The organism is Panacibacter ginsenosidivorans (assembly GCF_007971225.1).
GTDB lineage: Bacteria > Bacteroidota > Bacteroidia > Chitinophagales > Chitinophagaceae > Panacibacter > Panacibacter ginsenosidivorans.
In genome coordinates, this window is record NZ_CP042435.1 from 3,681,341 (window position 1) to 3,704,677 (window position 23,337).

The following is a 23,337-nucleotide window of genomic DNA, read 5'->3' on the forward strand; positions in this document are numbered from 1 at the left end:
CGTACAAGTGAGTGACACAACCGAAGCTTAATAGCAGCAATACAGCTAAGTACAAAAATTATTTACCGTATCCTTCTATCTTTATTACATAAGCATACGGCGCTTTTATTTTATTAGGATCATAATCAGGTAACGTTACTTCTACATTATTGCCTGTTTGTTTCCACGTAAGTTTCTCTTTAGTAGCAAGGAAACTAATATTGGTTGCTTTTGGCAACTTAATATTTTTCAGCAATAACTTTTTATTGGAAGGATACTGTGCAAAAACAGCGTACAGATTATTTGCAGTTGGATTGTAAGTAAAGAAAAATTCTTTCACTGCATAACCCGGATCGGGATCAATGGTAAGTTTCAACATGTAATCTCCGCTTGCTCTGAAATCACCTTCCTTGCGCACAGGTTTGTAATCTGTTTTTCCCTCACTCCACTGGCAGGTATTTTTCCAGCGCACCGTATTATAAATGCACTCATTGTTTACTTTCATCCAGTCGCCGATCTGCAACAAACGCTCCTGCATGATTGGTGGAATTTTTCCATGTTCATCCGGACCAACATCCAGTAAAAAATTTCCACCACGACTAACCTTATCAACCAATTGCAATACGAGTGATTGCGCTGTATTATAATCCCATGCATCTTCATTGCGGTTGTAGCCATACGAGAAACCCATGCCGCGGTTCTCTTCAAAATAATGATCAGCAAAATCAAGCTCTGGTTGATATTCCGGCGTAAAGACCTGGCCATGTTTAAAACGAATACCGCGGCCCCACCTGTCAAAAGTAACCACGCTGTTTTTTACCGGGCTTTCATTGTATAACCATGCAAGAAACTTTGTTGACTGCCATGTGGTATCAGATTCATCCCATTCACCATCTGTCCAGAAAACATCAGGCTTATATGTGTTTATAAGATCAAGCATTTGCGGCCATGCATGTTGTGTTGCATATTGCTGATGATCTTTTAACCAGATTGGGTTGAACCATTCGTATAAAGAAAAATACATACCGGGATGTACAGAAGTTTTTCTTACTGCTGCAAAAAGATCGCCGAGCAAATCCCTGTGAGGGCCCGCATCCACTGCATTCCAGGGAAATCCCCAATCACGTGTTGCATCTTTGCTTGGCCATAAGGCAAAACCATCATGATGCTTGGAAGTAAGCACAATATATTTTGCGCCTGATGCTTCAAAAAGTTTAGCCCATTCATCAGGGTTAAAAAGATCTGCTGTAAAATGATCTGCAAACTGGTAGTAAGTATTGTTGCCATAGTTTGCTTTATGATATGCTTTGGTAGCGCTGTCGCCATGTTCCATTGCGTATTGGTACCACTCAGAATAATTTCCTTTTGAGGTAAACCCTGGCACTGCATATACACCCCAGTGTATAAAAATGCCGAATTTACTGTTGCGGTACCACTCCGGAACAGGCCTTGTGTCAAGGCTTTGCCAGTTCGCATGGTACGTTTGTGCATTAATAAGTGTTGCGCAAAAGAGCAATGATAAAATGCAGAGTATTCTTTTCATATAAGCAGCCGTTTTATAAATTGAAAGTTAGTGCAATGGGGGATTACAACCTGATTAATAATTATCATTTAGTGTTATTCGGTTACCCTTACAAGCCTCTTAAATTTATTGAGTATTGTTCGTAACGCAGTGAAATTTTATAACTTACGGTATAATGTATTTGTTGTATGAACGAGATCATTAATTATTTTCAAACTATCCCTTCATTGCACCGCGCATTGATATTAGCGGGCGGAATTACTTTTTTCTGGCTGCTTGAAAGTGGTGTTCCCCTATTTCGTTTTGGTTACAACAAATGGAAACATGCAGGCGTAAATTTCTTCTTCACCTTCACAACCCTCGTTATAAATTTTGGATTTGCAATACTGATCGTTTTATCAAGCGACTGGTGTATTGCTCACCATGTTGGATTACTTCAATGGATCAATATGCCTTTGTGGCTTGAAATGATCGCTGGTTTATTGCTGCTTGATCTTGTTGGCGCATACACCATTCATCTTATAGAACACAAAGTAAAATGGATGTGGAAATTTCACATGGTGCATCATGCAGATACCTATGTTGATACTACAACAGCCAATCGTCATCATCCCGGTGAAAGTGTTTTTCGTGCTGTGTTTGCTATCATCGCTGTATGGGTTACCGGTGCACCTATCTGGCTGGTGATGTTGTATCAGAGTTTAAGTGTCGTGTTGTCGCAGTTTAATCATGCAAACATTAACATGCCCGAATGGTTAGATAGACCTTTGCGTTATATAATTGTAACACCAAATATGCATCGCATACATCATCACTTTGTGCGGCCTCAAACAGACAGCAACTACAGTAATATTTTTTCTGTGTGGGACAGGCTCTTTGGCACGTACAATAATACACCGATGAAAGATATTCGCTATGGCCTCGATGTATTGCAAAATAAAAATGATGTGAACATTGTTACTATGCTAAAAATTCCCTTCGATAAAAATATAAAAACAGATTATTGATATTTTGTTACCAGCTACAGTGCTTTTGTTATCGCCTGTTGTGTCACTCACTTGTACGTCCGGAACGTTGTTTGGCAAAGTCAAAATTCAAAAATAAAAAGTCAAAATGCAGTTGCTTTCTTTTTGATTTTTGCATTTTTACTTTTGACTTATATTCAACAGTACAAGTGTGCGACGCAAGGAACGGTGATAGCAGCTATGCAGCTGAGTACAAAAAAATATTTAGCCATACAAAAAATAAAATATGCAGGATAAAGCCATTCCCACTTCCATTGCGCCGTGGATATCTGTAAAAGGCAGCGCAAAAGCAATTGCATTTTATAAAACTGCATTTGGTGCAATAGAAACGTATCATCTTGAAGATCCAGGTGGTGGCATTGTTTCCAAACTTTCTGCAGACGGTGCAGATTTTTGGATCAGTATTGAGCCAGGTGATGATGCAGCACAACCACATGATGAAGAAAGGATTCGCATGATCTTAACGGTAACTAATCCTGACGCAGTCTTCGCAAAAGCAATTGCAGCAGGAGCTACAGAAGTATTCCCTGTTGGCGAAGAGTATGGCTGGAGATTAGGACGCTTGGTTGATCCTTACGGGCATCACTGGGAGATAGGCAGACCACTCGAATAAATTTCTGAATATTTAAAATTATAAGCATGTCATTCGAAAGCATCGTACCAATATTATATTCATCAGATATTACAAGAAGTATTAACTATTATACGAACGAGCTTGCATTCGATGATAGCTGGAAGTGGGATGAACCAACAACATTCGGCGGCGTATCCAAAGATTGTGTTCGCTTATTTTTTTGTTTGAATGCACAGGGAAGCCCCGGAACATGGATCGCTATTAACCTTGATAATGTTGATGAATATTACGAGATCATCAAAGCAAGGGGTGCAAAAATATTATCTCCACCAGGCGATAAAGAATGGTTTATGAGAGAGATGCTGGTTGAAGACCCCGATGGACATATCATCAGGTTTGGCCATGGTACTGAATAAAGCCTTGTTATTTTGAAATTTAATTTTATCCGGCCTGTAACTTTTTAAAAAGCTAAACGTACCAAATAGAAAATATTCCAACATTAAAAACCTGAGGTAATGAAAAAAGTATTCCTGTTTGCATGTCTCGCAATAACGATGAACAGTTTTGCTATTGGTAAAAACATAAGAGGCAATGGTGTTCTTAAAAGTGAAACAAGAGAAGTTGGTTCTTTTACGGGCCTTTCATCAGGCGGGCCGATGAGTGTGGAGATTTCATATGGCACATCTACTAGTCTAAAGATCGAAGGAGATGAAAATATTTTGCCATACATTGAAACTTATGTAAAGGATGGCACACTAAAAATAAAAGTGAAAGATTTAAATTCCGTTAGTCCGCAAATAAAGTTAAGGGTACAGGTAAGTATGACATCAATCAATGCCATCTCACAAAGTGGCAGCGGCATGATCAGTGGTAATGGCAACTTTGAAAATAATGGCGCTACTGATTTTAGCATGTCTGGCTCTGGCAGGATAGAACTTACGTTTGCAAAATTCAATGGCGCCAATATTTCTATGAGCGGCAGCGGATCAATTGAATTAAAAGGCAGCATCAACGGCAGTCTCGATATGCACCAGAGTGGCAGCGGAAATATTAACTGCATCAATGCTCCCTGCGATAATGCAACTGCAAACATCAGTGGCAGCGGTACCATGAAATTGAATGCAGCAAAATCAATTGATCTGCGTATCAGCGGCAGCGGTGATATTTATTATACAGGTAATGCATCAATCAATTCGCATATATCAGGTAGTGGACATATCCATAAAATATAAAACAACAACTACACATATATCCAAAGCCCCGCAATTATTGCGGGGCTTTGTTTTTTATTGGAAAAGCATTTGAATATTTAATGAATACTATAAATAAAAAAAGGAGGACATTCATCCTCCGCCGTTCTCCTCAATTCTAACCGATATATATTAAGTGGTGTTTTTTGCAGGTAGCCTAAATGCTTATGTATACTTTATCTGTTCCGTTGCCATTAACCATTATACCATTCTGCATTTGCAATTCGCTACCTTTTGAATTGTATGTAAGCGTATAAGAAACTTCAAGATGTTCTTTTGAATCAAATACGTTGGGAACTTTTACTGTTTGCGCTATAGCCTCCTGCAGCGATGGATATTGCTTCAGCGTTTGCGCATCAAAGGTTTTTTCCCAAACTGTTGAACGTCCATTGCTGCTTACTTTTTCGATTGTAATGTGCACCGTTGCTAATGTATTATTATACACGTCAGAACTATAGTCGCTGCTTTTATATAAAGCAAAGGATATATTTTTTTCAACCGGCTTTGCGGGTGTTATAATTTCTTTAATTGAGCCACTCATTGCATAAACTGCCACTGCTGCTGCAATTATTATCGGTATTAAAACTTTGATCTTTTTCATAATCGGTCATTTGCTTATACATTGGCAAATGCCATGACGAAAGCCGTTAAAGAATGTTAACCACGTAACAAATGGCGGAAATCCGGTGATGAATGGTAAAATAATAGTGATGAATTGTTGGATGCCTTTCGTGGGCTTTCTTTCGCTATAAACAAAGTGTTCGCTTATGATACAGACACTGTAACAGAGTGATACAAATCACTCAAGTCCTTTCCTGATAGCGGTTTCCATCGGTGAGTAATTCCCGTCTGATCTTTCTGGTTGCAGATCTGCGACGGGTAGTAACGGAGGTTGCGCCATGAATCTCACATTCTTTCCATGATGCGGCTGTGCAGCATGCACCAGGAAAGGATGACATAAATAAACAGTTCCGGGTTTGCCTGTCGCTAACACATCATAAACCGATGCAGTTGCATTTAATTTTTGAGCGAGTTCTAAAAAGGATAAACCTTTATCGCCATAAGGCTGCAATATTTTTGCAACGGAAATATGCGAACCCGGTTTTATTCTGGTAGGTGCGTCATCTTTTGTTATTTCGGAGAACAGGAACAACATCAGTAATACCCTGCCTTTTGAATGCACATTTATTCTCCATGAAAAATAATCCTGCGGGTCATCTCCGGGAAAACTTGCTTCTACATGCCAGCCAGTATCATTTGGTTCTTCATTAGAAGGAAACCGAACAGGGAATGTTCCTAAACTATTTCTCGGCAACCATCTTCCTTTACCAACAAGCTGATTGAATGCCGTATGCAACATTTCATTATTCACCGCTTTTCTAAATGGCTCCTGTGCATAATCTCCAAGCCTTACCACCGGCTTTGTCCATGTGCTTGCATCATTTGGGTCGCAGCCCGCATCTTTCCATAAAATATTTCTTGCTTCTTCTGCAGTTGCTTCAGAAAAAACATTTTCGAGTTTTACATATCCTTCATTAATGAATTGTGCAATGTCTTTATCACTTAATACAGTACTCATAGTTTATTAAAGTAAGAACAAATTCTTTTTTCAGTTTATATAAGTGTGAATTTTTTTACGTGCCAAACTGGGGAATATAATTATGCTTTCGTTGCGTCGCACATTTGTACTGTAGCACAAGTAGCAGTATTCTTAAAAAATGGAATGTCTCGTGGCTAAATCAGGAGTTTTTAATCTAGTGACTCTGTTTATTTATAACTCAAAAGTTGAGAACATTTAGAAGTTATCACAGAATCTAGGACGAAACAAATATTGTTTTTAAAAGAAATCATTGCTTAAGTAACTTCAAAAAATTAAGCTTTGTATTGTTTTGAACCTTTATAATATAAAGACCTTTCGGCAATTTTTTTATTGGCAAATAAATTATTCCTGCTTTTGTTTGTTTCTTCTCCCAGACTAATTGACCATTAATGTTAATAATACTTAGTGTTATATTTTGATATTCGTTATTTAGTTTTAAAACAGCATCACTACTCGTGGGATTTGGATATATTTTTATGTCTTCTGAATTGGTCCGGACATTAGAAATATTCTCCAAAAGAGAACTGCCAGTAAGTGTTGTAAATTCATTCCCGTTTGAAAAATCGCTTGAAATAAATGGCGTGCGAACACAAATAGCTTGTACCCTCCATTGATATGTAGAGCCCAACGTAAGCGTTTTAATTGTCTTACTATTTATTGGAACGTTAACGGATGTCCATAATAGTATACCCGATTTTCTATACTGGAGCCGATAACCTACAGCACATGATACACTATCCCAACTAAATTTTGCGGATGTAGTTGAAATATTTGAAACTATTAATCCACTAGGTTTATTACAACTTTGATAAGAGACGTTGAGTGCAAGAGAAGTGTCCTTACAATTGTTTACATCAGTTGTAATAACTTGGTAAGCCCCAGCATTTGAAATTGTAATAATTTGTGTTGTATCCATTGTATTCCAGTAATACGTATTTGCAACTGAAGAGGTCAGAGTTATATTATTACCAGGGCAAACATTTTCAATTGAACCCGAATAGGTTATTGTAGGCTTAATACTATTACTACAATCTGTTGAGTTGTTTAATGAATATTCACTCAAAAAAGCATTGGGCAGTGGAATTAAAGTATCGTCTGTTAGATTGACCCAGCTTCCACCTGTATATAAAGTAGAAGAGTTTAAAGTTATTGAATTTACTGAAGCTAAAGGTTGGTACGCAAAATTTATAGGAGTTTGTGATGTTTTATTAATTGCAACAAAATGTTTTTGAGAAATATTGTTAACAGAAGAAATGCCATTTACATCGTTAGAGCCAACATATATGGCGTTATTTCCTGAGGCAAGAGAAAGTATTGTAGGTGCAGTACCCGAGCTGTTTAGTAATCTTGCATCAAAAGATTTTAGCGAATCATTTTTTAAATCAAAAGAAGCTAATGAAAAAATTGGTTTGCCAAACACTTTTGAAAACTGGCCGCCAGCATAAAAACTGGCTGAATCCGCTACAAGAGCATAGACAGTGTTGTTAGGATTTGGGTTCCAGTTTGATAGAATGCCTGTTTTGTTATCAACCTTTGCCAAATAAGGCCGGGAAATATTGCCAATGGTTTTAAACTGTCCTCCCATATACACACTATCGCCGTTAGGAAGAATAGATAATACAATATTATTTGCACCGGGATTCCATTGTGTTAATATTCCCGTTTTTATATTAATTGCGGCAGCCCTTATTCTACTGATGCTATTTGCAGTTCTGAAATCGCCGCCAATATAAAGCACACTATCCTTTAATGCCATACTATAAATCGTGTTATTAAACCCTATATTCCACGACAATGAATTACTGTTTTTTAAATTGTAAACAGCAAAATTATTTTTGGGTAAGTCAGGTATTGAAAAATTTCCTCCCAAGAAAATTAAGGAGTCTTTTACTGCAAGACTCCTTATCTCTCCTCCAATAGGAAAGTAGGTTGAATCTAGTGTATTGCTATTGATATCAAAAACAGCAAAAGCAGATCTGTTTTCATAATTAGTAAGTGTAAAACTACCTGTTACTATGAGTTCATTATTTTGCCCTTTCAGTATGTTATACACATTATTATTCAAGTTATAAATATCTGGAGAAAGGCTGTCAGTAAGGAGATCATATGACGCAAGATGATTTCTTTTTACCGGTGGTAAAATACAAGGTGCATAAAAAAAGTTGAAATAACCGCCGATTATTAGTTTGTTATCTGACAATATAAGATCAGATACGATATCATCAGGGTCTCTATTAAAATGATGGGATAATTTTTGTGTAGTTAAATTAATTGATACAACATTTTTTTTAAACGTAATGCTATCAACGTAATTAAAATCTCCACCAACAAAAATTTCATTTTCATAAGTATGCAAGCAGCTTACTGTGCCAACATAGGGGAAAGAAATTTCTGTATTAAAGTTTGAAATTTTTCTACTGGGTATATTGTAATTGGCAATATGATTTCTTTTAACAAGGTTGCAAGCGGAAAAGGCCCCATATAATATGATATCCGTTTGCCCTTCGTAAATACCATATACCGCATTATCTAAAAATGGGTTCCATGAATCAATGGCATTTGTACTAAGATCATAACGTATTATATTATCTTGGGTAATGTTACCTGCCTGACTAAAAGTTCCGCCTATATATAATTTGCTACCTGATACACTTATGCTGGTAACTGTGTTGTTTGCATCAAGCTCAAAAGATAAAGGATTATTGGAGGCAGTATCCATAGCTGCGATCCTTTGTTTAGCAACTCCGTTTATTTTTGTAAAATCACCACCTAAATATATAATGTTGTTAATAAGCTTAATGCAGTTTACCACTGAATTAGGCGAAGGATTCCATAGGCTATCCATTTTGCCTTCAATTATATCCACTTTTCCAATATATGGATGTAAGCTACCATTAAGGAACGTGAAAGCTCCACATAAGAATATATTACTATTATTTTGGTTGATCAGCATTTGCTTAACCACATTGTTTGCCTTTGGATTCCATTGCGTAAGTTGATTGGATATAGTCAAAGCAGCAGCATAAAATCTTGCCGCTCCTTTAACAAGAGTAAAAGAACCCCCCATATATACAACTCCGTTATTGTACTGCATACATTCTACTATGCCATTTGGGGCTGGATTCCATGACGTGACCTGGTTAGTTGGAATCGATATAGCGGCGGCATTAGTTCTGTTGAGGCTGTTTATTTTTGTAAAACTTCCTCCAATATATAAATTAGCCCCATCGATTGCAAGGCATTTAACTGTGCCAGAAATATCAAATACGAAGTTTTTATCAACACTACCGTCAGCAAGAATATGCGCAAGATTTTGCTTCGGTTCGTTTCCAACAATATTAAATGATCCTCCAATATAGTATCCATTTTGGCTATCACTTGCTAATGCATACACTATTCCATCTGTAAACGGGAAAGTATTCTTTAAAATATTGGTGGTTTTATTCAACGCTATAATACCAGGAGCACTTTTTCCAATTTCTGTAAACTGTCCGGCCATATACATTAAACTATCTTTTACTTGCATTGTGCTTATATCTCCATTCGCATTAAACATGCCCGGTATTACATTCCCTGTAAAAGCACTTATCGTCGCTACGTGACCACCAGAAATATTAATTGTTCCGATCTTACTCAAATATTTTCCGTGCACAAATACCAGTGAGTCTGATACTTCAATTTTATCAATTGGCTGATCAGGATAAGGCGCCTGCCAATCTAAAAGGGCGCCGGACACTGCATCTAATGCGGCTATTCTAACTCTACCTGTTCCATTTACAAAATCAAAATCACCTCCAATGTAAATGCGATTACTATATTTTTTAATACAGGTGATTGAATTAACCACATCCACAGGCTTAAAAACTGTATCTAAAGAAAAGTCAGATAAAATATGTATAACATTCACCCCAACAGAGCTAAGCCATATATTGCCGTAGCTATATATGGTGCCTGCTAAATAATATCCGCCAGTGCCATCAGGTTCAGGATAAAAATATCCGTTTATATAAGGAAATTTATTGTCAGGAATTGTGGACCCGGAGTAATATTGAGCAACGCCGTTAACACTTCTTCCAACCTCAGAAAACTGGCCTCCTACATACAGCTTCTTATTGTCAAGCACAGTGGTATATACGGTTCCGTTGGTAGAATAAAATTGTTTATTTAATGTTTGAGCAGCTAGAAAATTGAAAGCAAAAAAATTTAAAACGGAAAAAAGAAAAATGATTTTAGTTTTCATCGGGGGTTGCTTTTTAAGGAATGGCTAATATACAAACAACTACTTATTTCATTTTTACTTGTTGCTTAATTTTTGATAAAAACCTGTTGCTAAACTATCACGAAAAAATTAAATGGAATTAGAAAGCTGTATTTTATAAGAATATCTTTTCCCAACTTAGCCAATAGCCAAGCTTTCGTTGCGTCGCACACTTGTACTGAAGAAATTATGGCGACATTGCGTATCGATTATTATAAGCCTTCAATTATGAAACAATATCAAATTGTTGAATTATTAGTTGACTTAAATCCTGTAATCAAAAAAGGAATGATAGGTGTTATACTTGAGATTTGGAACAATGAAAACTTTGAGGCAGAATTTTTAGATTATGAAGGATTCAATTACACATATAATGGTAACGCAACTTTTCCTTTGAATATTAAGGATGTGAGATTATTATAATTGCCTGTTCTGAACTTTGGGATATTTCACACACTAAGTCTAACATAAAAAATTAAGAATCGCCAAATTTTTCACTACTGCTTTGAGGGTTTTGATCTTGCCATCTTTCTTGTGGTGTCAATTTTGTGTCTCTTTTTATCGCACTATTGAAACCTATTCCTAAAGCAATTCCAGAAACAATGAAAACAGCGAGTGCATGTTCAGGGGTAGTTATTTCATGCCTCTCCATATTGTATTTAAAACCAAAAAAATGATAACAAATAAGAGCTAAAACTGCAAAACTGCATGCAATTGTAATAATCTTATTTATTAATGAAATTGGTTTAAGAAAAGTTTTATTATAATAGCTGATAAGGAAACGTGGTATAAAATAGCATACAACCAGACCTATTAGGTTTGCAGCTTCTTCAAAACAATACCAAAAAACATAGCTCCAATTCATAAGTCATTTCGGGGATTACTGTAAAAGAGTTCCATGTAAAGTTATTTCTAAATATTTACCTTTTGTAATGTCCTACATACTTAGCTTCTGTTAAGCCGCTCATAGCATCAACTGTACAAGAGTGCGACGCAAGAGTTGATGCTATGAAAAACTTATGTTTGGTTCATACACCTTCGTTAAAACTTCGGTGTACAAGAAAAATTATTCCTGCACTTCTACCCACTTGCCTCTTACGCCACCACTGATGGTATGATCGTACATGGCTTCTGCATATACGCCGGGCCAGAAATATTTGCCGGGATATGCTGCGTTTAACTGCACATAATAAGTGAGCGTTTCATTTTGTTTGAGATCGAAATAATGATACACACGATCGTCGCGTATATCCATGTAATCGCTGGGCGAAGATTGATATGCACCTTCGCTATTGTATAATCTTGTGTTGAGAATTTCCCACCCACTCGGGAATATTTGTGTAAGCGCCATCTCTGTATAAGTGCCGCGCAGACCGGGATTTTTGATAGTGACCTTTGCCATGAAATCTGTGCCCTGCTTTACTTTGCTGATGTCAATGGATTGACCAGCGGTGTTGAGATAATTTACAGACACGAATAAAATATTCGGATTGTTGACAACGGGAATGGTATCGTTACTCAATGGTTTGCCTTCGTTGATGATGCGCACATACAACGTGTTGCTGCCCTTGTTGGTTAACTGCACAGCGCCTTTATTATTTTGCCATGCAATGTTTGTTTGCGAAACAACACTGCCTGAATTGATGTTTAATTTTTGTGTGCCTGCATTGCCCGTTGCGATGATCTTCTTTTCATCTTTATTGTTACCACTGAATTTTGCAATAGCAATTAATGCATACGCTGTTGTTTGTGTGCTGTACCAATCATCCTGCGATAATTTATTGGCAACAGTTCTTACCAATTGTTCGCCTTCTGCTTTGCGGTTCATGAGCGTAAGTGTTTCGAGCACCATTGCCTGGTCGCGGAGATCACTGCCGAATGTAATACCTGTATAATCTCTCTTTGGAAAATTAGTTGATAATCCACTGATGAGTTGTAAGGCAACTTTTGACTGACCAACAAGTTGGTATGCTGCAGCCAGTCTCCATTTTGCTTCTGGTGTTAAGAATTTAAATTCTTTTAAACGGTTCATTGCACCAAGCTCAGGAGCTTTTGCCAATGCAAGCAAATACAAACGATATGATTGCATGAGATCAGTTCCATACCATGGCGCTGATGTTACATTCCATGCAACTGCTTTGTTGCGTTCATAAACTTTCCATGCCTGCAACATAGATGATGAAACCACATAACCACGTGCAGATGCTTCGAGTAAGAAATTGCCTGCATAGTTGGTGCCCCATTCATCGCTGTTGTCTCCGCCGGGCCAGTAACTAAAGCCGCCATCGCTCTGCTGGAAGTTGCTGAGTTTACCGAGCCCTGCACGGATATTGGCATCGATTCTTACTTTATCCTGTTCGTCAAGATCCATAAGCTGATTCAATACCAGTTGGGGAAATACAGATGATGTTGTTTGTTCAATGCAACCATGAGGGTACTGAATAAGATAGTCCAAGCGCTTTGCAAGATTAATCGCAGGTATGCTGGAGATTTCTAACGTTACTTTACTGCTGCTTGCATCGCCGATCATAGCAACATTGCTGTTCCATGATTGTCCCGCCTGTAGTGTTGCTTCTGTAACTTGTGTTATTGGTGGATTGGGATTACGAATATCTATTTCAACTTCTGTTACAGATTGCTCTTTACCTGCTGTTGCAACGATCTTTACTTTACCAATGCCGGTATTGGGCTTTACTTTGGCGGTGAAGTAAACAAGCTGTTCACCAGTGCCACTAAAGCTTATATTTTGTGTACCACCAGCCTGTATGAATGGATTGCTTTGGAGGCTGAGACTTACATAGTGAATATTATTATCAGTAGCAAAAACTGTAACAGGAATTTTCAATTCTTCATTTGGTCCGAGTACACGTGGCATTGTTGCTAGTAACATTAACGGCTTCTTTACAGTAACTGCTTTTTCTGCCATGCCGTAAGCATTATCGCCTGCGGCAATAACCATTGCTTTTACACTGCCCATATAAGGAGGTAATGTAAACTCATGTGTTTTGCTGCCGCCATTTAATTTGAATGGTCCCATGAATTGCACAACAGGTTTAAAGCGGTTGGCTCTCCTTGTTTTGCTTGCAAGCTCAGCTTCAGCATCGCCACCTATTGTTAAGATGCGTTGCAGTTCTGCGCCCCATGCACCGATTACATCATCATATACATCCCAACTTTTTACACCCAATGCTTCTTTGGCATAAAATGCATCATGTGGGTTTGGTGTTTTAAAATGTGTGAGATCGAGCAAGCCTTCATCAACAATAGCAATTACATAGGTCATGTTTTTATTCGATGCTTCCGAAACAGTGATCGTACTTTTTTGTTCCGGTCTTATCGCATCAGCCATTCTTATAACAGGTTTTAGTATGGTGCTTTTATCTTCTACCATTATCGGTATTACACCATACATTCTTATCGGCAGATCATTGACTGTTTGTGCATGTGGCTGTATCAAACTTACATTTACATAAATATTCGGACTCATACTCGCATCTGCTTTGAAAGAAAATTTTGTTTGTCCCTGTGTTGTTTTAACCTGGTAAGTTTTTAAAACTTTGCTGCCACTTTCAATACTGATCAATGCCTTGCCATCTTTACTTGTAGGAATAGTAAGTTGTACATCGTCACCAACGTTGTAGGTCTCTTTGTCAGCTGTAAAAGATAACATGGCTGCGGCAGAAGGATCATTGTTATCACCACGGCTTTGCCAACCATAATCATCTACATAAAATGTGCTGCCTGTTGTATGACCGCTGCGTGTGTCTTTTATGAGAACGAGATACCGACCCCAATCATCTTCATCAAAATGAACATTATAAAAACCTTTACCATTACTGATGTTCAATGTATCTTTTCTAATCAGCTTATTGTATTCGTTCTGTGTAAAGTTGCTAAGATCATCACCGCTGTTATCCCACCACCAGTTCCAACGAATTTTATATAATTGTACTTCAAGCCTTGTAGAGCCATTTGTTGGAGAGCCTTTTGTATCAACATCTGCAATATCAAACTTGTGTGTTTTACCACTTAATAAAAAGCCCCATGTTTTATCACCTTCAGGCACATGCACACCCACATAAGATGAGTATGGATTGAATGGCATGGAAATATTATCAATGCTAAAATTGCCGCCGGGCTCAAATACTTTTACCATGAGGTTGGCGAGTAATTGTCCGGGAGCATCTTCACCAACTTCGAATTTTGGATTAACCGGTGCAGTACCTTCTGCGCTTAAAGTGCCATCAAAAATTGTTTTTGATTGTGGTGTGAATGATGAAGTAGGATCATCAAAAACATAATCTTTAAATTTAGGAAAACTGGTTGTTCTTTTATATAACTGTGCGTCCACTTTTGCTTTCAGGTTTTGTGCAGTTGCGCCGAATAACCATTTTGCAGTAAGTGTTCCTGCTGTTGTAACATTTTCGCCTAAAGCATCAGCATTGCCAAAATTGAGATCGATCTTTAAACGATTTGGCATTACGGTTTCTATCTTCAGTTTCTTTTCAAATGTAGCGCCACCAAGCTTTACGCGACAGATCCAGTTACCGGTTGGAGCATCAACATCTGTTGCTGTTCTAAAAACGTTGAAACCATCATTTGCATTTGTCTGTACGATCTTTTTATACAATTGACCTTTCGGTGAAAGCAATTCCATTTCAATAGGATGATCAGCAGGTAGTTTATTATCCTTATCATCAACTATACAACTCAGGAATAAACTGTCGCCCGGTCGCCACACACCACGCTCACCGAAGATGAAGGCTTTGATTCCATTTTTTATTTCATCTCCGGAAACATCAAAGCGACTTAAGGGTAACGAACTTCCATCATCTAATTTTAAATAACTTTTTTCATTACCACTTTTTGCAACTAGTAAATATGGCTTGCGTTTTAACTGGAGCATAGCAAGACCATCACCATCCGTTGTTCCTTTAGCAATGATCTGTTGCTGGTAATCCAATACCTGTAACTCAACATTCTTCAGAGACTCTGTAGTAATGATATTGTTTGCGGATACAAACAAACTATTGTCATTCCCTCTTTTTGCAGTCAACCCAATATTTGTTGCAAGAATATTTCTGCTGGCAAATCTTTCTTTGTTGTAATAAGACTGGTGACAAGGATTATCTCTTTGCTGCCAGTTATAACCATAAGGGTAGTAATCATCATATCTTCTCCAGAAAGCTGATTCCTCATCTACTTCATTGTCTTCATCACTCGTGTAATAATAATCGTAATCATCTTCGTCATCTTTTCCCATGTTTGCACAAGTATATAAAGAATACTCTGGCCTGAAACCAATATATACACGATAAATAGCGCCTGGCTCTGTTCTTATATATTTGTCAAGATCAAGTGAGAATTTATTTGTCTTATGCAAATTCAAACTTTGATCATTGTCTAATTTTATAGTAGCCTGCACCAATGGTGTTCCTACTTTTCTAAGATTGCTTTCACCGTTTAGTTTATTATCCTGTAAGAATTGTGCAACATTGTTTTCATAGATCTTTATAATAGAAACATCAACTGCTTTCAAGTCTGTTGCTTCAAACGGCAATACCAATTTGCCAGTGCTATTTGGTAGTATGCTTCCACGCCCCTGAATTTTTACAGCAGGTAAACGATTCTCAAAAAATACATTTGCAGTAAATGCTTTTTCCAATTTGTCTCCCCACTGATTTTCTATTCCTTCCAGAACATTGATCGTGTAATTTCCATCAAGCTTGTCTGATGTATACACTTTTACCTCGCTGCCAAGAATTGTATAACTAATACTTTCATTGTTGCTGATGTTTATTAAGCCATCTAATGCCTGACCAACAGCGATAGGATCGCTGAATTGAATCAATGCATATTGTTCTTCTTCCTGTATGGCTTTTATTTCCAGCACCCGGAAATCGCCAATAGCAGGCACAACAATTTCTTTGTTGCCCGTAAAATCTTTTACACCCAATGCATCACCATTCCAGTTAAGTAATAATGTTGCTGCACTGTTTGCTCTTTCAATATTGTTTATAGTAAACTCGTGGGTTTTGTTTGCTTCATTATGTTGCCAGGCAATATTCAATGCTTTATCATTAACTGAAGCACTCAATAGTTTTTCAACTTTTGCAGATTCTTCCACATCAGCCGTTGATAAAGTGCCGCTTAATGTCATATTGTTTTTGCTGTTACTGTGCAAGCCATTATCCTGCACTTCAAATGAAGGTTTGATTGTTTGCACATTGAATGTAAACGTTTCAAATTTCGATGGCACATTCATTACTTTGCCAAGTTTGAATGAAACTTCATAAAGCTGATCTGCGCTAAGATCCTTATCTGGCTTGAATTCTATTGTTCTTGTGTCTACCCAATATGCTTTGCCGTCAACAGCAGGCGAGAAAGTAAAGAGTGCATCTTTCACGACTTCATTCAAAGTATGTGTAACACTTGCATCCGATGCAAGTTGTATACGCACTGTATTTTTCTTTGATACAACTCCCGATGTGTACGAATCAATATACTGGCTGAATGCCGGGTCCACTTCTGCAAGCTTTGGTTTTGTGTTGCAGGAAAATAAAATGATCAATAATAATAGCGAAAGACTGCTGCTCATTTTGCAGAGCAGTGTGCAATGATGCGCTTCCATATGTGCAGGGAATTGTTTGAAGGTTGTTTGTATAAATACAATAGAAAATTAAGCAATCTATTTTGATGCAAAAAGAAATATTTGTTAATGATGTTTTGTAGCCTGGCAGCAGAATATACATGATGCTTTTCTTGCGTCGCACTCTTGTACCGGTGAAAAGTAAATGGGACAATGGTGAATAAAAACATATACAATTTTATTGACGATTCGCCATTGACGATTCATGATGTGAAGGTACAAGAGTGCGACGCAACGGAAGTTTAATAGCAGCACTTCGGCGGGGCCCATAAATTATTGAAAAAATAAAAGGCTGCCTTTTTGAGACAGCCTTTATCAAATATTGTTTTTTTATTTAGAAACGTTTTTTAAAACCCTGGTTGCGGTTGTTGTTTCTCTTATCGCCACCACCACGATTATCTCTCATATCGCGACCGCCATTGCTGCGGTTACTGCCACCACCACGGTTATCACGGCTGTCTCTGCTATCTCTTCCACCGGTACTTCTACCGCCGTTGCTGCGCCCGCCCATATAACTTTGTTGCCTTCCGCCACGATCACGATCGCCGCCTCTGCCGCCACCTCTGCTGCTGTAATCATCACGTTCAAAATTCTGGTTGCGGTGTTTGATGTATGGTGTATTACTAAATTCAAGCTGACCACCAGTTATAGTATTCATTTCACTTCGAATAGCATCATCATGCACCAGTTCTTTGTGCCAGTTGCTGTAAGCAAGTTTCATATAGTAAGCTATTGCATTCGCAAAACCAGCTTTCTTTTCCGGGTTCTCTTCTTTCAGCGCCTTGTTTACAACCAGCTCAAGGTTTTTGCCAAGATGTGAATATTTGGGATACCTTTTTGGATAAGGCAAAGGATCCGGTTTGCTTTTGTAAGTAGCTTTTTCAGGAATAGGGTAAGGACTCTCTACTTTGAGTTTGAAATCGCTCATAAAGAAAAGATGATCCCATAATTTGTGCCTGAAATCTTCTACGTTCCTGAGATGTGGGTTCAGGAACCCCATTAACTCAATTACAACATGCGCCTGCTCCTGGCGCTCTTTCGGGTCTTCAATGGTTAATACATAATCAACCATTTTCTGAATATGCCTCCCATACTCACGCATAACAAGGTAACTTCTTGATGTGTTATACTCCATATCTGTGTCTTGCATTGATGCCATAGTAGGCAAATGTAATAAAGGTTTTGATTGTATGCGCTTTTTTATGGACCGGGCATTTAGTTAAAAAGCGGCTTTTGTTGCGTCGCACACTTGTACGAAAGAATATTTTTCAGCTAAAAGTGATAGGCTACATAAATAACCAAGTGTATAAGTGAGTGACACAACCATTGTTGCCATAACAATAAGACGCTGGTTCCCAAAAAATAACCGGCTACCTGGTAGCCGGTTATTGAACGAATTAATAATACATTAATTATTTAGGCGCAGTAAAGTTTTTAAGTAATTCTTCTTTGGTTACCACTTTTACTTTCGAGCTGTCTTTTAGCTGTTTGCTTACCACATCATAGGGTGCAGTTACAATTTCTTCTCCTGCCTTTAAGCCTTCAAGCACCTGTATGTAATTGATATCCTGGATGTCTGTCTTTACAGGTCTTTTACGCACTATGCCATCTTTTTGAACAACAAAAACAACTTCCGTTATATCGTCATCAGCAGATGCAGATTCAGTTTTGTTTTCATCTTTATTTTTATCTGCAGCATCAAGATTTTTACCTTCATTTTTGTCTCTTGTTGTTACGGCATTCAATGGCACTGTTAAAACATTCTTATTTGTTTTTGTTTGTATATCCGCACTGGCACTCATATTTGGGCGAAAAGGAAATGGCTGCCCTTTTACGATAAGATCTTTGTAACTATCGGGCTGCAATCTTATATGCACCTGGTAATTGGTAACCTGTGTTGAGCTTGAAGTGGATGTAAGTGCATTGGTTACCGGGTTGGCAATTTTAAAAACAATGCCTTTAAATTTACGGTTGTTAAATGCATCTATTTCAATTAACGCAGTGTCGCCCAGCTTTACTTTTGGTATATCGTTCTCACCTACATCTACCTGCACTTCTATACTTGAAAGATCTGCAATACGCATCATTTCTGTACCCACATTAAAGCTGTTGCCCGCAACGCGTTCACCTTTCTTAACACTCAAGAGGCTTACAACGCCATCCATTGGTGCAGTAATGGTTGCACGGCTAACATCTTTTTGCGCTCTGGTAAGACTGGCCATTGCACTTTGTACGCCGGCTTTATTAGCCTTTACACTTTGTGTTGCTGCATCATAGTTAGCTTTTGCAGACAACCATGCCTGCTGGGCCTGCTCAAATTCTGATGCGGAGATCACTTTCTGGTCGAGCAATGTTTTCTGTCGTTTGTAGCTTGCTTCTGTTTGATCTAATGTAGCTTTCAAGGCTCCTAGCTGTGCAGATGAATTTGCAGCCTGCGCTTCTGATTGCGAAACAACGGCGGCGGCTTGGTCTCTTTGAGAAGCATAGATATCTCCATAAATGTTGGCAAGTACCTGGCCCTTTCTTACGGTATCTCCTTCTGCGACATTAAGGGCAACAATTTCGCCTGAAATATCAGGGCTTACTTTTACTTCCACTTCGGGAAATACTTTGCCACTGGCTGTTACGATCTCGGTAATATTCCTTATAGCAGCTTTTTCAGTAGCAACCTTTATACCCTCATCATTCCCTCCAATAACACCCGCCTTGCTTAAACCTATCAGTGCTACTACAAGCACTACAAGTATAATGATGATCCATTTTAGTTTCTTGCTCATATATAAGTTTTCTCGTTTTGGTAATTATAATTTTATGCCCTGACCTTTATAAAATTCCAGGACTTTCATTTTAAAGACATAATCATACTGGTTGGCAACCTGCTGCAGTTTTGCCCGTTGCAGGTTGTTCTGGTTAGTTAAGAGATCAATAGTTGAGAGTAATCCCACTTCATATCTTTTGGAAGCAAAATCATAAGCTTTTTGTGCAGAGGCCACGCTCTTTATCCCTGCATTATATTTTTGTAAAGAAGCCATTGCATTTGCGTATGCATTATAAATATTTGATTGCAATGTCTGATCGCTCTGTTCTTTTTGCAATTGCAAATTTTTGAGGTCTAATTTTGAGCGTTCGTAATTTAAGCGATAACTCCCGTTATTGAAAATAGGTATTGTTAAGCCTATACCTACGCTCTGGTTGAAATTTGCATCAATTTGTTTGAAGAACTTTGTCTTACTGTATAATGGATTATATATAGGAGAAACAACGCCATAATCTATACCTCCGATAGTTACTTTTCCGACGGTATCATTTGAAATGGTATAGCCTGTTAGACCGAAATTTTGATTGTTGTATGTAGTGCCCAAAGAATAAAATGCACTAATGGAAGGGTACATTAAAGCTCTGTTTGATTTAATTGTCTTTTCTGCACTTTTTAGTCTCAGCTCATTTACTTTTTGCTGAGGTTGTGTAGTAAGAGCCAATTTGTACACGAGATCGGGTTGCAATTCTGCAATTGGCTCTAAAGGGATGCTTTCAACAGCAGGGGTGGCCACATCAAATGGTGCAGCCATGTCTATATTTAATAAAGCCTTTAAATACAGCACATTTTGTTCAAAATTTGTTCTGGATGTAATAAGATTACTGCTATCTGTTGCAAGCTGTGATTCAAGCTCTGCTAGATTAAGCTCTGGCAATGCACCTGCATCTACCTTTTTCTTTGTTACATCATACTGTGCTTTTGTTTGTGCGATTTGCACCTCATTGATCTTTATTTGTTCATTTGATGCAAGCACATTCAAATAATAAGATGCCACGTTTAATGCTATATCATTTGCAGCTCTTTCAATATCTGCCAATGCAGCCTTTGCATTAAAATCTGCTGCGGCCTGTGCATTTTTTAGCCGGCCCCAGTTGTATATCTGCGCGCCGCCCTGTAATTGGTATTGATTAAAAAAGAAATTAGTAGTAGTAAACTGGTTAGTTGTGGGATCAATGGAGCGGCCAAATTGTTCACCTACATTTCCGGTAAAAGAGGCGGTTGGCCATTGGTTTAGTTTTGCCTGCTTTAGTTGTAAGGCCGCTATGCGTGCCTGAACATCTGCCTGTTTTACGGAAATGTTATTTATCATGGCGTAGCCCACAAGTCGCCTGAGGTCCCATTTCTCCTGTGCAAATAATGAAGCGGGAACTGTTATTAGCAGTATTCCCAAAAATCTTTTTAGCATATAACAAAAATAATTGAATCAGTTTTTCCCGTAAGCCTGTTTTTAGATGAACGGAAACTTAGGCTGTTATTAGGCTCTTTTCATCACTCCATTTCTTTAATAGCTTCAAAACCTCTTTCAAGATCACTAATTATATAGTCTGCATCTTCAAGCCCGCAATATAAACGCAACATGCGGTGTTCTTCACTTGCAGCTATAAACTTTTCCGGCTTTATACTTGCACATCGTGGAATAATAAGTGATTCATGGCCGCCCCAGCTTACAGCCATTAATATATGTTGTAGCGAATTACAAAACATTTCAATGGTTGCAATATTTTTTGCTTTGATGATAAAAGTAAGTAAGCCACATCCACCCTGCATTTGCTTTTTGGCAAGTTCATACTGCACAAAGTTTTTATCAAGTGGAAATATCACCTTTTCAACACGATCATGCATTTGAAGATATTCAACAATTTTTGCGGTTGTAGCTGTTATTCGTTCCAAACGTGCAGGTAATGTACGCAGGCCTCTTATTAATAACCATGCATTAAAAGGTTGAATGCCGCTGCCAATATTTAAATATTCACTATTAAAAATTTTCTGGATCATATTGCTGCCCCCACTTAATACACCTGCAACTGTATCACTATGGCCTGCTATATATTTGGTTGCAGACTGCAATACAAGATCAATTCCATATTCTATTGGTCTTTGATATAATGGTGTACAATAACTGTTGTCGCAAATGGTAATAATATTATGTTTCTTGGCTAATGTTGCAACAGCTTCCAGATCCTGTAATTCATAGCTCCAGCTATTGGGTGTTTCAAGGTAATAGATCGATGTATTATCTTTCGTTACTGCAATAAAATTTTCAATCTTCGTACCGTCAATATATGTAACAGAAACATTGAAGCGTGGCAATATTTCGTCAAACATTTTTTTTGCCCACGTATAAGGGTTGCGCACACTTACAATATGATCACCACTTTTTACATTGGCAAGCGCTGCGGCAAATATGGCTGCAGCCCCGCTGTTGAAAACAAGACAATCTTCTGCAGCATCCAGTGCTGCAAGTTTTTTTCTTAGAATTTCTACCGTGGGGTTTAGGCCGCGGCTGTATAGCCATGTTGAATATTCATCTTCGAAGCTCTTTCTAAGATCATCCACTTTTTTAAAAGCAAAGTTGCTGGTTTGCATAATAGGCGGCGCTACAGCCCTGAAATAATCATCACGGTCCTCGGCATATTCATTAATGATAAAGGAAATATTAAGATCGTTCATAAGCGTAAAAATAGTTATAGCGTATGCAATCAAAAGAAATTTTTATAAGTCGGCTTTATGTTCTTTTGGCATCGCCGGTTGTGTCACTCACTTGTACGCTTTATTCTTTGATCGACAGTCAACTGTCGATAGCTTTCCTTAACGTACAAGCGTGCGACGCAACGATGTTTAATAGTATTACTGCTGCCGGGCTCATAATAAATTACTCGAAAATGCAGCGTGCAATATTGAAACAAAAAAATAATAAGCTTAATCAATCTTTCTTTTTGAAATCTCCGCGTTTCCATGCATCAATAAATTCGGCCCATGCAAAAGGATTAAAAAGATTGATTGGCGGCTGCTGGCCCTGGTAATAGTATTTTTGTGTTTGCTTCCTGATATTAGCATTCACTGCTTCGCGGCCATCTGCAGGCAATGCAGCAATAAGTGCACGGCGTGTAGCTTCATCATTATTCTGGCGGGCTATTTCTATCTGGTCTGCGGGCACATCTGCATTTACAAAATCGCGTTCAAACTGGGAGCGTGTGGGCCTTGGTTTAAGAATAGTGGCGGGCAAATAAGCAGTATCGCTTACCATTAATTGTATAACACTATATTGATTGCCTTTCAAATTATCGGGGATGGTAATGAGCTTATCTTTAAAGCCAATGCAGGAAAAACGTATCTCATCGCCTTTTAATACAACGATGGAAAAAACACCCTGGTAATTAGTAAGAGTGCCCCGGCCCTTGTTCTCAACAATAACACTTGCCGCTTCAATGGCACGCAGGCTGTCTGCTGTCATAACTACACCGTATAATTGTATCACCGAATCCTGAATGCCTTTGTTATCCTGTGCACTGGCGTATTGTGACAGGAAAATGAAAGATGAGCAAATGAGATATTGTAAAAATCGCTTCATGCAGCAAAAGATTTATGAAAAAGGTTTTTTAAAGGCTTTCCCTCATTCAAAACAAAATAACCCCATTGAGGGTTAATTTTGCTGCAAAATA

General features: G+C 38.1%; 16 protein-coding genes. 5 read left to right on the forward strand and 11 right to left on the reverse strand.

The window, feature by feature from the left end; all coding sequences use genetic code 11:
• Positions 1-58: 58 nt before the first annotated feature.
• The gene (locus FRZ67_RS15425; protein ID WP_147190844.1) at positions 59-1,522 is read right to left on the reverse strand and encodes an alpha-L-fucosidase; all 1,464 of its coding nucleotides are present in this window, start codon (positions 1,520-1,522) and stop codon (positions 59-61) included.
• A gap of 167 nt (positions 1,523-1,689) precedes the next feature.
• Between FRZ67_RS15425 and FRZ67_RS15430 the strand changes: the two genes are divergently transcribed.
• From FRZ67_RS15430 to FRZ67_RS15445, 4 genes are all read left to right on the forward strand, one after another.
• A complete protein-coding gene (locus FRZ67_RS15430; protein WP_147190846.1) occupies positions 1,690-2,508 on the forward strand; it encodes a sterol desaturase family protein in 819 nt (272 codons plus the stop codon).
• A 244-nt stretch (positions 2,509-2,752) separates the two neighbouring features.
• Positions 2,753-3,139 (forward strand): VOC family protein, encoded by a 387-nt coding sequence (locus FRZ67_RS15435; protein WP_147190848.1) that lies wholly within the window; start codon positions 2,753-2,755, stop codon positions 3,137-3,139.
• Positions 3,140-3,165: 26 nt separating this feature from the next.
• Positions 3,166-3,516, forward strand: coding sequence for a glyoxalase superfamily protein (locus tag FRZ67_RS15440; protein WP_147190850.1), 351 nt, complete (start codon positions 3,166-3,168; stop codon positions 3,514-3,516).
• Between the two features lie 99 nt (positions 3,517-3,615).
• A complete protein-coding gene (locus tag FRZ67_RS15445) occupies positions 3,616-4,332 on the forward strand; it encodes a head GIN domain-containing protein (RefSeq protein WP_147190852.1) in 717 nt (238 codons plus the stop codon).
• 175 nt (positions 4,333-4,507) lie between these two features.
• Here the strand turns inward: FRZ67_RS15445 and FRZ67_RS15450 are convergent, their stop codons facing one another.
• From FRZ67_RS15450 to FRZ67_RS15460, 3 genes are all read right to left on the reverse strand, one after another.
• A complete protein-coding gene (locus FRZ67_RS15450) occupies positions 4,508-4,951 on the reverse strand; it encodes a hypothetical protein (RefSeq protein WP_147190854.1) in 444 nt (147 codons plus the stop codon).
• Between the two features lie 198 nt (positions 4,952-5,149).
• Positions 5,150-5,929: a phytanoyl-CoA dioxygenase family protein gene (locus tag FRZ67_RS15455; protein ID WP_147190856.1), complete on the reverse strand. Its 780-nt coding sequence runs from the start codon at positions 5,927-5,929 to the stop codon at positions 5,150-5,152.
• Between the two features lie 268 nt (positions 5,930-6,197).
• On the reverse strand, positions 6,198-10,190 hold the full coding sequence (locus FRZ67_RS15460; protein WP_147190858.1) for a T9SS type A sorting domain-containing protein: 3,993 nt from the start codon (positions 10,188-10,190) through the stop codon (positions 6,198-6,200).
• A gap of 246 nt (positions 10,191-10,436) precedes the next feature.
• Between FRZ67_RS15460 and FRZ67_RS15465 the strand changes: the two genes are divergently transcribed.
• On the forward strand, positions 10,437-10,631 hold the full coding sequence (locus FRZ67_RS15465; RefSeq protein WP_147190860.1) for a DUF4926 domain-containing protein: 195 nt from the start codon (positions 10,437-10,439) through the stop codon (positions 10,629-10,631).
• A 52-nt stretch (positions 10,632-10,683) separates the two neighbouring features.
• On the opposite strand, the gene FRZ67_RS15470 is transcribed toward FRZ67_RS15465, so the two are convergent.
• The 7 genes from FRZ67_RS15470 to FRZ67_RS15500 form a co-directional block, all read right to left on the reverse strand.
• The gene (locus tag FRZ67_RS15470; protein WP_147190862.1) at positions 10,684-11,073 is read right to left on the reverse strand and encodes a hypothetical protein; all 390 of its coding nucleotides are present in this window, start codon (positions 11,071-11,073) and stop codon (positions 10,684-10,686) included.
• 201 nt (positions 11,074-11,274) lie between these two features.
• Complete coding sequence (locus FRZ67_RS15475) at positions 11,275-16,806, reverse strand: alpha-2-macroglobulin family protein (protein WP_225975359.1); 5,532 nt, start codon at positions 16,804-16,806, stop codon at positions 11,275-11,277.
• A 385-nt stretch (positions 16,807-17,191) separates the two neighbouring features.
• Positions 17,192-18,016: a DUF4290 domain-containing protein gene (locus FRZ67_RS15480; protein WP_225975360.1), complete on the reverse strand. Its 825-nt coding sequence runs from the start codon at positions 18,014-18,016 to the stop codon at positions 17,192-17,194.
• A 253-nt stretch (positions 18,017-18,269) separates the two neighbouring features.
• Positions 18,270-19,634: an efflux RND transporter periplasmic adaptor subunit gene (locus FRZ67_RS15485; protein WP_147190866.1), complete on the reverse strand. Its 1,365-nt coding sequence runs from the start codon at positions 19,632-19,634 to the stop codon at positions 18,270-18,272.
• 24 nt (positions 19,635-19,658) lie between these two features.
• Complete coding sequence (locus tag FRZ67_RS15490; protein WP_147190868.1) at positions 19,659-21,080, reverse strand: TolC family protein; 1,422 nt, start codon at positions 21,078-21,080, stop codon at positions 19,659-19,661.
• 83 nt (positions 21,081-21,163) lie between these two features.
• On the reverse strand, positions 21,164-22,345 hold the full coding sequence (locus FRZ67_RS15495; protein ID WP_147190870.1) for a trans-sulfuration enzyme family protein: 1,182 nt from the start codon (positions 22,343-22,345) through the stop codon (positions 21,164-21,166).
• 253 nt (positions 22,346-22,598) lie between these two features.
• Positions 22,599-23,246, reverse strand: coding sequence for a carboxypeptidase-like regulatory domain-containing protein (locus FRZ67_RS15500; RefSeq protein WP_147190873.1), 648 nt, complete (start codon positions 23,244-23,246; stop codon positions 22,599-22,601).
• Between the last annotated feature and the right edge of the window lie 91 nt (positions 23,247-23,337).